At 60.2% G+C, this 12,722-nt stretch carries 11 protein-coding genes and 1 pseudogene; 4 read left to right on the forward strand and 8 right to left on the reverse strand.

All coding sequences use genetic code 11. From position 1 onward, the window contains the following. Window positions 1–156 precede the first annotated feature (156 nt). The 7 genes and pseudogenes from ACYZT8_RS28730 to ACYZT8_RS28760 form a co-directional block, all read right to left on the reverse strand. Window positions 157–708 carry a disulfide bond formation protein B gene (locus ACYZT8_RS28730; RefSeq protein ID WP_461977751.1) on the reverse strand — a complete coding sequence of 184 codons (552 nt, stop codon included), beginning with the start codon at window positions 706–708 and terminating at the stop codon, window positions 157–159. A 336-nt stretch (window positions 709–1,044) separates the two neighbouring features. Beyond that, window positions 1,045–2,283 carry a heme biosynthesis HemY N-terminal domain-containing protein gene (locus tag ACYZT8_RS28735; RefSeq protein ID WP_461977753.1) on the reverse strand — a complete coding sequence of 413 codons (1,239 nt, stop codon included), beginning with the start codon at window positions 2,281–2,283 and terminating at the stop codon, window positions 1,045–1,047. After that, window positions 2,280–3,422 carry a uroporphyrinogen-III C-methyltransferase gene (locus ACYZT8_RS28740; RefSeq protein ID WP_461977755.1) on the reverse strand — a complete coding sequence of 381 codons (1,143 nt, stop codon included), beginning with the start codon at window positions 3,420–3,422 and terminating at the stop codon, window positions 2,280–2,282. Before ACYZT8_RS28740 ends, ACYZT8_RS28735 begins: the two co-directional genes overlap by 4 nt. A gap of 16 nt (window positions 3,423–3,438) precedes the next feature. Then, entirely contained in the window at window positions 3,439–4,206 is a 768-nt protein-coding gene (locus tag ACYZT8_RS28745) for a uroporphyrinogen-III synthase (protein WP_461977757.1), read from the reverse strand. After that, entirely contained in the window at window positions 4,203–5,144 is a 942-nt protein-coding gene (gene hemC / locus ACYZT8_RS28750; protein ID WP_461977759.1) for a hydroxymethylbilane synthase, read from the reverse strand. The genes ACYZT8_RS28745 and hemC overlap by 4 nt, the downstream gene beginning before the upstream one ends. 138 nt (window positions 5,145–5,282) lie before the next feature. Then, window positions 5,283–6,029: a LytR/AlgR family response regulator transcription factor gene (locus ACYZT8_RS28755; RefSeq protein ID WP_461977761.1), complete on the reverse strand. Its 747-nt coding sequence runs from the start codon at window positions 6,027–6,029 to the stop codon at window positions 5,283–5,285. Next, a pseudogene (locus ACYZT8_RS28760) lies at window positions 6,026–6,348 on the reverse strand (sensor histidine kinase); the annotation flags it as partial. The gene ACYZT8_RS28755 and the pseudogene ACYZT8_RS28760, both read right to left, overlap by 4 nt. 142 nt (window positions 6,349–6,490) lie before the next feature. On the opposite strand from ACYZT8_RS28760, the gene argH reads away from it, so the two are divergent. Next, a complete protein-coding gene (argH, locus tag ACYZT8_RS28765) occupies window positions 6,491–7,885 on the forward strand; it encodes an argininosuccinate lyase (protein WP_461977763.1) in 1,395 nt (464 codons plus the stop codon). A 122-nt stretch (window positions 7,886–8,007) separates the two neighbouring features. On the opposite strand, the gene ACYZT8_RS28770 is transcribed toward argH, so the two are convergent. Continuing rightward, window positions 8,008–8,667, reverse strand: a complete 660-nt coding sequence (locus ACYZT8_RS28770) for a glutathione S-transferase family protein (protein ID WP_461977765.1) — start codon at window positions 8,665–8,667, stop codon at window positions 8,008–8,010. A gap of 126 nt (window positions 8,668–8,793) precedes the next feature. Between ACYZT8_RS28770 and ACYZT8_RS28775 the strand changes: the two genes are divergently transcribed. The 3 genes from ACYZT8_RS28775 to ACYZT8_RS28785 all read left to right on the forward strand — a co-directional run bounded on the left by ACYZT8_RS28775 (window position 8,794) and on the right by ACYZT8_RS28785 (window position 12,718). Then, complete coding sequence (locus tag ACYZT8_RS28775; RefSeq protein WP_007894899.1) at window positions 8,794–9,078, forward strand: hypothetical protein; 285 nt, start codon at window positions 8,794–8,796, stop codon at window positions 9,076–9,078. Between the two features lie 357 nt (window positions 9,079–9,435). Beyond that, on the forward strand, window positions 9,436–9,681 hold the full coding sequence (locus ACYZT8_RS28780; protein WP_094470036.1) for a TIGR02647 family protein: 246 nt from the start codon (window positions 9,436–9,438) through the stop codon (window positions 9,679–9,681). Window positions 9,682–9,874: 193 nt separating this feature from the next. After that, on the forward strand, window positions 9,875–12,718 hold the full coding sequence (locus ACYZT8_RS28785) for a class I adenylate cyclase (protein ID WP_461977768.1): 2,844 nt from the start codon (window positions 9,875–9,877) through the stop codon (window positions 12,716–12,718). Window positions 12,719–12,722: the final 4 nt, after the last annotated feature.

A 12,722-nucleotide genomic window follows, 5' to 3' on the forward strand; every position in this document is an offset into this window, starting at 1 on the left:
GGTCATGCTGCCCTACACCTGTCGCAGACTTGAAAATCAAGAATCGGCCAGGCAGAGCGTCATCGAGCAACATAATTCCAATGACACGTGCGGGCCAGATTATGCCCGCGCGACAATGGCTTCAAGGTACGCAGGAGATAAAGTTCATACAAGTGTTTAATCACCCGTCAATCCCCGGTGCGACGACATGCCGCTGAGCGGTCGCTCGCAGGCAAGCCAGACAACGCGCAGCAGCTGATAAACACCCAGAATCGACATCGCCACGAAGAGCAGCAGACTCCATTCCGGGATGCTCAGGTCGAACAGCGTCCAGGAAATTTCTGCGCAATCTTCGTCCCCTCTGAACATCCGCGTCACCTGACACAACCAGGGCAAGTTCTCGTAAAGGGCTTCTGGATTGGCTGAGCAAGTCGATAGCTGATGCGCTGGATCGCTTTGCAACAACACCTGCCGCGACGCCGTGACCATTCCCGCGAGGCTGCATGACAGACCGAGCAGCCAGTAAAGAAAAGTCCCGAAGCGGCCGGGGCCATGCACCGAAGCCACCAGACAGGTACCGGTAAACAACGCCAGGCAGACTCGCTGCAACAGGCATAACCCGCAAGGCTTGAGGCCGATTGCATATTCCAGGTAATAGGAAACGCCCAGGGCCAGGGCACCTGCAATAAAAGCCATGAAAAACAAGGAGCGTGAGCAGGCCAAAAACATGGCTTATCCGTAACAGTAGAGACAGGCGGTTACGGTAGAGGAAAGCGCGCCAGCCTTTCAAGGCAGGCCAGCACGGACACTTCACCAGAAGTGTAGGGAATTCCCGACAGCGTCGAGAGGACTTGATGTAGTCCGCTGTAGGACGATGCCGATCAGGGACTCCAAAGCTAAACATTCACGCGTCAAACAACGGTTCCCGCCCCTGCAGAAGCTGGCGCAGCCTGCGTCCGGCCGCGAAGCAGTCGTCATAAATTTAAACGCGATTTGCCTGATGAGACCGCCGTGCTCGTTTACGGATGCGTCGCAGCCAGACGCAGGCTGCTACAAGGCGTCGCTTCAGGCATAAACGGGGGCTGGCAGTGGTGCCGCCAGAAGGCGCTCGTCCAGCAGACCCAGGCCTTCCTGGAACAACTGATTACTGCGCTCTGTGTCGCCGAGCTGCGCGAGCAATCGTGCCAGTTCCGCGCAGGCTTCCGGATTGCGCTGCACCCGCAAGCTGCTTTCCAGATAGTCCCGCGCCTTGCCCCACAGACTGCTTTGCAGGCACAAGCGGCCCAGTGTCAGCAGAAGGCTTGGGTCGGCCGGATGATCCTTGAGCCAACCCTCCGCCGTTTGCAGTTGACGAGCCGGATCGCTACCGCGAACCAGTCCGTAGAGACGGGCCAGATGACTGTCGTACTTGCGCTTGAGGGCCGTGCGCAGCACCTCTTCCGCTTCGACCTGTGCGCCCAGCTGCCGCAGTTGCTCGGCATAGGCCAGCACCAGCTGAGGTTCCTGGCGTTGAGCGGAGGTGAGCTGCTGCCAGGCGCGATTGAGCGACTGCAGACCGACCGTGCCATCCGCTTCCTGATGCGCGGCCAGAGAAAGGTTTTCACCCCACGCACGGCGCTCCAGATCGGCCAGTTCGGCAGGCGGCAAGACTTTATCCTTGCGCAGCTCCGGCAGCAGGCGAATCACCGCCGACCAATCGCCGCGCTGCTGATGCAGACGCTGCAACTGGCGCAGGGTCTGGACGTTATGAGGATGACGCTCGTGCATGGCTTGCAGTGTCACCAGGGCGCCTTCAGTGTCGCCACGGTCGTTCTGCAACTGGGCGTGATTCAAGGCAATCGCCAACTCGGCCTGGGGCTGACGTTCGAGGGCGCGCTCCAGCAAGTTGTCGCATTCCTCGTAGTGACCTTGTTCATTTGCGGCGCGCGCAGCGCCGAGGTAGTAGAGCAGCGGCTGGCGCTCGGCTTCGGCGGCGCGATGCAGATGTCGCTGCGCACTGGCCCAGCGACCTTCTGCCAGGTCCAGCTGACCGTGCTCGATCGCCACTTGCACCCGGCGGCTGCGATTGCGCCGCGACCACGGGTTGACTACGCCGCTGGAAGTCGTCACCAGATCGACCAATGCCTTGATGCCCCAGAACACCAGCCAGAGCACCGCCACCAATGCCAAGGTTGCCCACAAGCTCGCTTCATAGCGGAAGGTCTTGTAGGCGATCAACACGTAACCGGAATGCTCGGCAATCGCCAGGCCCAGTGCTGCGGCTGCAGCGATAACCAGGAACACGATCACATAGAGGCGTTTCATGGCGTGGCCTCCTGCGCAGTGTTCGCGCCCGGTTTTGCCATCGGCCTGATCGAATCTTCGGCGTTCACATTACGTCGTTCCAGATACCCCTGAACCGCACTCAGTGTGCCGGTCAGGTCCGGCGTGACCACGGTGACCGGCTGTTTGCTCAACTCGCCCACCTGCTCAAGCATGACTTTGCTCTGAGGGTTGTCCTGGTTGAAGTTGCCCGTCAGTACATCCCGTGCTTCCGCCAGCGCCTGGGTGTAAACCGCTGCCTGACCATTGAGCGCGGCCCATTGCGCCTGCTCCAGCGCCAGGCTCAGTGCCAGGCGCACCTGACTCAGGCTCTGCCCGGCCAGCAATGGACGTACATTCTTGTCTGCGTTGAAGTCGATGCGGATGTAACGCGAAATCTGATCCCACCACTGTGCCCAACGACTGGCACCGTCACCGTCCGCCGTCAGGCCCAACAGCGATTCGCCGCGGTCCTTGTACTCGGGTGCCAGTTCGGTGAGGTCGATGACCTGGTCGCGCAATGCGCCCAGCCGCAGGAACAACCCGGTGCGATCCGGTTGTGCGGTGCTGCGCAATGCCACCAGGGTTTTGGCCACTTGCTCTCGAGCGGCAAATGCACCCGGATCATTTTGTTCACGCAGAATTTCATCGGCGCCCTGGACCAGGGCCTGAGCGCTGCTGATGTCTTGCAACGCAGAAAGGCGCAGGCTGGCCAGACGTAACAAATGCTCGGCTTCGGCCAGACGCCAGTCCTTGCGGCTCGCACCGAGAACGGTTTCCAGACGCTGATTCAAGCGTTGCTGATCGCCTTGCAACTGCGTCACCAGACGGCTGCGGGCGTCCAGCTCTTCGGCCGCCGGCATTTGCTCAAGACGCGCGCTCAGGCGCTGTTCGTTGAGCTTCAGACTTTGCGCCTGATCGTTCAACGCCTGGACCTGGCTCAACTGCTGCTGGTTAGTGGCTTGCAGGTGACGCACCTGCCAGACACCCCAACCGCCGACAGCAACACCGGCAGCGCCCAGCAGCAGCGCGACGATTGCCAGCCCATTGCCTCGGCGCTGCTCGGCAGCGGGTGGTGGAGTTTCAACCGGGGCTTCAAGCACCGGCAGCACGTCATCTTTTGGCAAGGCTGTTTCGCTCACGTATCCATCCTTTGCATTAGAGAACGGGTTCGGGATGCTCCCGTAACGCCGTCAGCAAAGCCGCGGCACTGGCGCCACGACAATCCACAACTGTTTGGGCCCCGGCGGCACGTGCCAGCTCGGCGACCCTGGGGCTTGGAACAAACAACGGCAACTGCGCAAGCGCAGGCCAGGCATCGCCCGCCAATTGGCGCAGGTGCTCGAAACCCTGTCCACTGCTGACCACCAGCCCGTTCAAGCGTTCCGCTTCGATCCGGTCAGGCAGCACCGTCGACGGGTATTGAGGCAGGCCGCGACGGTACAGCTCCAGATATTCGACACTAGCACCAAGCTCGCGCAAACGCTCAGCCAGCAACTCGCGCCCGCCCTCCCCGCGCAGGATCAGCACCCGCGGATCGGGTCGGGCAACAGCCTCGCGCAACGAGGGAAGTTCAAGCAAGGCTTCGCTGTCATCGCCCTCGGTGGGGAAACTCACGTCCAGCCCGTTATCCGCGAGAATCTGCGCAGTCGCCGCGCCCACGCTGAACCAGCGTGGGGACGGTGGCTGTGGCCAATACTGATTGAGCAGGTCAATGCCGATTCTGGCGGCCGGTTTGCTGACTACGATCACCGCACAGTAACGATCCAGCCCCTGAATGACTTCTCGCATTGTGTCAGAGACAGCAATCGGCTCGATCTCCAGAAGCGGCAAGCTGCTGCTGAAAATCCCCACTTGCGACAAAACGCTGGTCAGCGCCACCGACTCATCCGCAGGGCGCGTCAGCAACAGGCGCCAGCCGGTCACTCGTGACCTGCCTCGCCATAGACTGCCTTCAGAATGTCGTTGGCGCCTTGGCTCAGCAGGTCTTCAGCCACTTGCACGCCTAGGGCTTCTGCATCGCCACGTGGTGCACGGGCCTCGGCGCTGAGCAGCAGACCGCCGCTCGGATCGCCCACCAGACCCCGCAACCAGATCTGCTCGCCTTCAAGCACGGCGTAGCAGGCGATCGGCACTTGGCAGCCGCCATTCAGATGTTTGTTGAGGGAACGCTCCGCAGTCACGCGGGTGGCGGTGTCCTGGTGATGCAATGGCGCCAGCAACGCGTGAATTTCACTGTCAGCGCTGCGGCATTCGATGCCGACCGCGCCCTGGCCACCGGCCGGCAAGCTGTCGTCGACACTGATCGCTGAGGTGATGCGATCTTCAAAGCCCAGCCGAATCAGGCCGGCGGCCGCGAGGATAATGGCGTCGTATTCGCCGGCATCGAGCTTGGCCAGGCGCGTATTGACGTTGCCACGCAGGAAGCGGATTTCGAGGTCCGGACGGCGGGTCAGCAACTGAGCCTGACGGCGCAGGCTGGAAGTGCCGACGATGCTGCCTTGCGGCAACTCATCAAGGCTGGAGTAGGTATTGGAAACGAACGCATCGCGCGGGTCCTCGCGCTCGCAGATGCAAAACAGACCGAGGCCTTCGGGGAAGTCCATCGGCACGTCTTTCATGGAATGTACGGCGATGTCGGCTTCGTTTTCCAGCAGCGCGGTTTCCAGTTCCTTGACGAACAGGCCCTTACCACCGATTTTCGACAGCGGCGAATCGAGCAGCTTGTCACCACGACTGACCATGGGCACCAGCGTCACGAGCAGACCCGGATGGGCTTTTTCCAGACGGGTTTTGACGTATTCGGCCTGCCACAGGGCGAGAGCACTTTTACGGGTGGCGATGCGGATTTCGCGAGAGGACATGGATCAATCCGTACTGAATAGATACGGCGGATAATAACAGCTCAGCCAAATCCACTTTGACTTGAATCAGAAACTGCGCGGCCTCCCTGGCCTCGAACGTCCAGCAAACGGGTGTGAAGCTCGCCTGTGAACAGCGAATTAAAGCTGTTGCATCATTTTGCGCACGCCGGCCACATGGCGACGGCTGACGATCAGGGCATCGCCATTGAGGCCTTTGAGGAAGAGCTGAAAATGCCCCAGCGGCGTGCGTTGCAAACGTTCGATGCGTTCCCGGGCGACCAGAGCGTTACGGTGGATGCGCACGAAACGATCGCCGAACTCATCTTCCAGGGCCTTGAGCGGTTCATCCAGCAGCACTTCGCCGCCTTCATGTCGCAAGGTCACGTATTTGTGGTCAGCAATGAAGTAGACCACCTGACCCAACGGGATCAGTTCAATGCCTTTACGGGTTCGGGCACTAATGTGACTTCGTGGACCGCTACCGCTTTCGGCAGCCGGGCGGGTCAGGGCGGCGAGTTGGGCACGATTGGGTCGCTCGGCGCCTTTCAATGCGGGTTTTAAATGTTCAGTTTGCACAGGCTTCACCAGATAGCCCACGGCGCTGGCCTGCAGGGCTTCCACGGCAAATTCATCGGGCCCGGTGCAAAACACCACGGCGGGCGGGGTTTCGCGTTCGCACAACCGGGCAGCCACTTGCAGGCCATCAAGGCCTGGCATGCCAATATCGAGCAACACGATATCCGGCTTGTGGCTGTCGATCAGCGCCAACGCCTCTTCGCCGTTCGTGGCGCTAGGCTCCAGGACACTGTATCCCTCAAGTTCGCCAACCATTCGGCTCAGGCGCTCGCGGGCTAGGGGTTCGTCATCAACGATCAGGACATTCATATTGCGCTGGATTCCTGCGTGAGTCTCGCACAAGGATAGCGTAGACAGGTGAAGTGACGTCCGTCACCGCGATCCACGCTAAGACTAGCGCGAGGGCCAAAAAGTGCCGCGAGACCGGCGGCTAAATTTTCATCTGCCGATTGATTGGAGGCTCTGGCCCGCATAAGCGAGGTATCGCCGTAGGGTTTGCCGATACACAATATGAACACCCCCTCTTCTTATAGTCAGCCGCAGCGCCGGGAATTGCGCTGATCCTACTGTCCAACTGTAGACGGTTGCCGGGACGATATTGCTCAATTGAAAAATATCGTTGCGCAATTTCCCACAGGGCATGTCCTGAGTATGGACCGTGCTCCGAAAAAAAAACCTGTCGACCAGCGTCAGCGACAGGATTGGCAACCCTGTTATTATCCGCGGCAGCTTCCACCGTCATTTTTTCTTCAGCCGACACGAGCGAATTCATGAGCACTGACAAGACCAATCAGTCCTGGGGCGGCCGCTTCAGTGAACCCGTCGACGCCTTCGTCGCCCGCTTCACCGCCTCCGTCACTTTCGACCAGCGCCTGTATCGCCACGACATCATGGGCTCTATCGCCCACGCCACCATGCTGGCCAAGGTCGGCGTGCTGACCGACGCCGAGCGCGACAGCATCACTGATGGCCTGAAGACCATCCAGAGTGAAATCGAGGCCGGCCAGTTCGACTGGCGCATTGACCTCGAAGACGTGCACATGAACATCGAGGCGCGTCTGACCGACCGCATCGGCGTGACCGGTAAAAAGCTGCACACCGGCCGCAGCCGCAACGACCAGGTCGCCACTGACATCCGCCTGTGGCTGCGTGACGAGATCGACCTGATCCTGGCGGAAATCACCCGCCTGCAAAAAGGCTTGCTGGAGCAGGCCGAGCGCGAAGCCGGCAGCATCATGCCAGGCTTCACCCACCTGCAAACCGCACAGCCAGTGACCTTCGGGCACCACATGCTGGCCTGGTTCGAAATGCTCAGCCGCGACTACGAACGCCTGGTGGACTGCCGCAAGCGCACGAACCGCATGCCCTTGGGCAGCGCCGCGCTGGCCGGCACCACTTACCCGATCGACCGCGAGTTCACAGCCCAGCTGCTGGGCTTCGACGCGGTTGGCGGCAACTCGCTGGACAACGTTTCCGATCGCGACTTCGCCATCGAATTCTGCTCGGCCGCAAGCATCGCGATGATGCACTTGTCGCGCTTCTCCGAAGAGCTGGTGCTGTGGACCAGCGCGCAGTTCCAGTTCATCGATCTGCCGGACCGCTTCTGCACCGGCAGCTCGATCATGCCGCAAAAGAAAAACCCGGACGTGCCAGAGCTGGTGCGTGGCAAGACCGGTCGCGTCTTCGGCGCACTGATGGGCCTGCTGACCCTGATGAAAGGCCAGCCATTGGCCTACAACAAGGATAACCAGGAAGACAAGGAGCCGCTGTTCGACGCCGCCGATACGTTGCGCGACTCGCTCCGCGCCTTCGCCGATATGATCCCGGCGATCAAGCCCAAGCACGCAATGATGCGCGAAGCGGCGCTGCGTGGTTTCTCCACCGCGACCGACCTGGCTGACTATCTGGTACGCCGAGGCCTGCCGTTCCGTGACTGCCACGAAATCGTTGGCCATGCCGTGAAGTACGGCGTGGAAAGCGGTAAAGACCTGGCGGAAATGAGCCTGGAGGAACTGCGCAAGTTCAGCGACCAGATTGATCAGGACGTGTTTGCCGTGCTGACCCTGGAAGGCTCGGTGAACGCCCGTGACCATATCGGCGGGACTGCGCCGGCGCAGGTCAAGAAGGCTGTGGCTCGCGGTCAGGCGCTGCTCGCCAGCCGCTAAAAGCTTCGCGGGCAAGCCCGCTCCCACATTAGATTGATGGCGCACACAATTTCTGTGAACACCAAAGATCCAATGTGGGAGCGAGCCTGCTCGCGAAGGCTGACTTCAGAACACTTCAAAACCTACTTCTTAGACGCGACCATCGCCATAAACGCTGGCATCGCCGCTTCCTTGTCCGCCGCAATCCGCTGCACGTTCGGGTTCTGCTCCAGACGTTCCAGCAGCGCCTTGGCGGCTGGCATCTCAGCCAACAAATCGATATCGAACAGCTTCTTCCCTACCGCACAGGCCAACGGCACGCTGTACAGGAAATACAAATCCGCAATGCTCAGACTGTCGCCCGCCACATAAGGGGCAAACTTGCCGTGCCTGCCTAACGCCGCAAAACCCGCCAGCAACTCAGCCTTGGTCTTGTCCTTGATCGCCTCCGGCACCTGCATGCCGAAAAACGCCTCGGCGTAGCACGCACGCCCTGGCAGTTCGATGTACAGCTCGATTTCCTTTGCCAGCGCCAGCACCTGGGCCCGCTCAAACGGATCGTTCGGCAACAGTGGCGGGCCTTTCTGGCTTTGCTCGATGTATTCGAGGATCACCGCCGTTTCGTTGATGAAGCCCTGCTCAGCGCGCAACACCGGCACCTTGCCGCGCGGGCTGATGGCCAACGCTTCCGGGCTTGTGCCCGCGTAAAACGGTACTTCTTCAAACGGCACGCCCTTCTCCAGCAGCGCCAGCTTGACCATGTTGTAGTAGTTACTGACGGAAAATCCAAAAAGCTCGAGCATCACATAGCCTCCAGGCCGTGCGGGGTTGGCAGTGCCTGATTTATAGAACGCCGGGGCGATTCCTGCCAGCAGCATCACAGCGCTGAATGCAGGTAAACTGGCCGCCTTAAACTTGAGGAGCCTGCCATGAGCGAGCCAACCGATATCGAAATCGACGAAGAAGAGTTCGCCGAAAACACTTTGATCGAAGCCATCGAAAACCAGATCGAAAGCGACAACCCGCCAGCGGCCAAGGCAACCTTCAACAAGCTGACCCTGGTGGGTTACGAGCGTGAAGAAATCCTCAACCTGATGGCCCACGTGTTGGCGGTGGAAATCGACGCGATCCTCGAAGAAGACCGCGCGTTCAACACCGAATGGTATGAAACTGCGTTGCGTGCGTTGCCAGAGCTGCCGCCGGAAAAGAAATAACTCAGACTTCAGGGGCGCAGATTCCTGTGGCGAGGGAGCTTGCTCCCGTTCGACTGCGAAGCAGTCGCAAAGCTTGGGGCCGCTTCGCGCCCCAGCGGGAGCAAGCTCCCTCGCCACAAAAGCCCCATTGCCACAGAAGCTTCCCCGCCTCATAACCCGCGCTCCACACAGATTGTCACTAATCTATCCTGCCTCCCCCCAGACCCTGTCTACACTGGAAACCACCCCGCTGCCGCACCACCCACCGGGGAATGCTTCCCGAGGCGAAAAAACCCTGATGCAGGCACTGGACATGCCGCACAAGTGGGCTCACCTTAGGGGCGCTGTCGTCCAATTCCTAGAAAGTCTGGAGTCCTTATGTCGCTTACCCCTGAGTTGGTTGCCGAACTGGAAATCCTCGCCCTCTTCAACCTGGACAGTTCCCAGGAAGGTTTGAAAATTCATCAGACTGCTGCCCCGAAAGCCATTGCTGCCGCTCAACGCCTGTACGAAAAAGAACTGATCGACCAGCCTGATGGTGGTTATCTGACCAGTCTGGGTCGTGACGCCGCGCAAAATGTACAAACCGTTCTGACGATTCTGAGCGTCCAGGAAACAGCCTGAGTTTTACCGCATCGCCCACGGAAACCCCTGCTACGGGATTTCCGCGGGCACACTTGTGACCTGCGGTCGCCGCACGATGGAAATCTGACGTCAAAAATACAAAATCAGCTTAAAAGTCCCGGGCCCGAGGCGCTAAACTCCCCCTCATCCGCAGACACCCACGTCCGAGCCTCGCGAGCCGGTTTGAGCTGACATGACCCGCACCCATGAAATCCGCCCCGATCTGGACGAGGGAATCGACCGTAAGGTTCTCAGCCAGCTGCGCGCACGTTTTCTGAAGCTCAACGAAGGCCGCATGGCCCGTGCCATGGAAGGGCTGTCGACCCGCCAGCAAACGGTGCTGACGCTGCTGCCGCTGTTTTTCCACGTTAATCACCCGCTATTGCCGGGCTATGTGTCGGGCAGCACGCCGGCTGGGCTGTCGAATTTCGAGCCTGACGCCAACGCCCTCGCTGAAGCCCAGCGCCTGACCCGATCGTTCTCCTATAAGCCGCGCCACGGCAGCAATCCACCGCGACCGATCCACGGACTGTTCCTGATGGGCAGCCTCGGCACACTGGCCCAGGCCGATCAAAGCGACATGGACGTGTGGGTCTGTCACAGGCCGGACCTGAGCGAGAGCGAACTCGCCGAGCTGCGTAAAAAGTGCCAGTTGCTTGAGATCTGGGCCGCCAGCCAAGGCGCCGAGGCGCATTTCTTTCTGATCGACCCGGCTCGCTTCGTACTCGGCGAGCGCGATACGCAATTGAGTTCGGATGACTGCGGCACGACCCAGCACTACCTGCTGCTGGATGAGTTCTACCGCACCGCGATCTGGCTGGCCGGCCGCACACCGATCTGGTGGCTGGTGCCGGTCTACGAAGAAGCCGCCTACGACCGTTACACCCACACGCTGCTGTCCAAGCGTTTCATCCGGGCTGACGAGGCGCTGGACCTGGGCCATCTGGCCTATATCCCTCCAGGCGAATTCATCGGTGCCGGGCTCTGGCAGTTGTTCAAGGGTATCGAGTCGCCCTACAAGTCAGTGCTCAAACTTCTGCTGATCGAGGTTTACGCCAGCGAACACCCGAAGGTTCATTGCTTGAGCCTGCGTTTCAAACAGGCGGTGTTCGCCAATCAACTGGACCTCGACGAGCTCGACCCCTACATGGTCGTTTACCGACGCATCGAGGAATACCTGACCGCGCGTGGCGAGCCGGAGCGCCTGGAACTGGTACGCCGCGCGTTATACCTGAAGGTCAACCGCAAGCTTACCGGCAGCAGTCGCACCCAGAGCTGGCAGCGCTCACTGCTTGAGCGGCTGGCTCACGAATGGAATTGGGATCCGCGGCAACTGGCGCTGCTCGACAGCCGCAGCCAATGGAAAGTCCGCCAGGTCAGCACCGAACGCCGAGCCTTGGTCAACGAGCTCAATTACAGCTACCGCTTCCTGACCCAGTTCGCCCGCAACGAGCAAACCGTCAGCCTGATCAACAAACGCGACCTCAACGTGCTGGGTCGCCGGCTGTATGCAGCCTTTGAGCGCAAAGCGGACAAAGTCGAGTTCATCAACCCCGGCATCGCCCCGGACCTGGCCGAAGACACCCTGACCTTGGTGCAGGCGCCGAACAAAAAAGAACCCGGGCAAACCCAGTGGGGCTTGTATAACGGCAGCCTGACCGCCCACGAATGGGAACATTTCGCGCCGATCAAGCGCAGCCGCCAATTGCTGGAGCTGCTGACCTGGTGCCACCGCAATGGCGTAATCGACAGCAGCACCCGCCTCGCCTTGCACCCGGGCACCAGCGACTTGAGCGAATTTGAACTGTTCAACCTGCTCGGCAGCCTGCAACAAAGCATCGCCCTGCCGTTGGCGGCCGTTGCCGAAGAGGCGTTGCTGCGAGCCAGTGTGCCGAGCGAAGTGCTGATTCTGGTTAACGTTGGCGTCGATCCGCTCAAGCACCATCGCGACCTGAATATCCTGATGACCACCGAACGCACCGACTCCCTGAGCTATGCCGGTGTCCGTGAAAACCTGGTGCTGACTCTGGACCAGGTCACGCTCAACAGCTGGAACGAAGTGTTGGTCAACCGCTACGACGGCCCTCACGCTCTGCTCGACTGTCTGCGTGATTACCTCAACAACCTGCCTGACGGACCACAACAACCGAGATTGAGGGTTCGTTGCTTCTGCCACAACCGCGCGCAATTCATCGCCCGGCGGGTCGAAGAAGTCCTCGATACCGCGCAGAACCTGCTGCTGAGCAAGCTCAATCATCGCTACCTGGTTCAGGTCCAGCAGCATTATCACGTTCTGGAACTGGTGCCCGGCCACGTCAATCACGTCGCCCTCGCCACACTGCCAGCGCTGTTCGATTACCTGGGTGAAGAACTGGCGAGTTACAGCCCGCTGCACCTGGACCCGATGGCACTGGAAGACAACGACCTGGCGCTGCTCCTGCCCATGGGCCAGCCCGAATGCATTCAGGTGTTCTACCGCATCAACGAACAGCAGGCTGATCTGTACGTCCTGGATGAGTTCAATGCCCTTTGGCAACAGCGATTGCCCTATCACGACGAGCAAAGCCTGCTGGTGCCGCTGCAGCGGTTCCTGCAATCGATCCAGTATCGGCGCGACGCCTTGCTGCCGATGAACACCGTCCAGCCACTGAACCTGGACACGTTGTATTACCAGCTATTGCCGTCCGGTCCCGGACGGGCGCGTCGGGTCGAAGCCCGGCCGGCACCGCAAACCCCGATCAACAAACCGTTCTACGACGTGCAGGCGATCATCGGCAAAGCCGCTCCAGGTCAGGTGCAGGTCACGTTGTACTGCAATCAGCGGGAGTTTTCAGAGCTGGAACATGGCGACCAATTGTTCATCGTGGTCGCCCAGGAGATCGTCGAGCAGCGCCGGGAAACCGAGCGCTATCGCTGCTACATCACCGACCTGGATTTGTCGGGCCTGCTCGGTGATGGTCAGAGCTCAAGCAATCTGTACTTGCGCTACAAGGCCGACCTGGAGCGCGCGTTGAATGAGGCGCTCGAGCAGGTCTAAGCGA

The organism is Pseudomonas sp. LB3P93 (genome assembly GCF_054898025.1).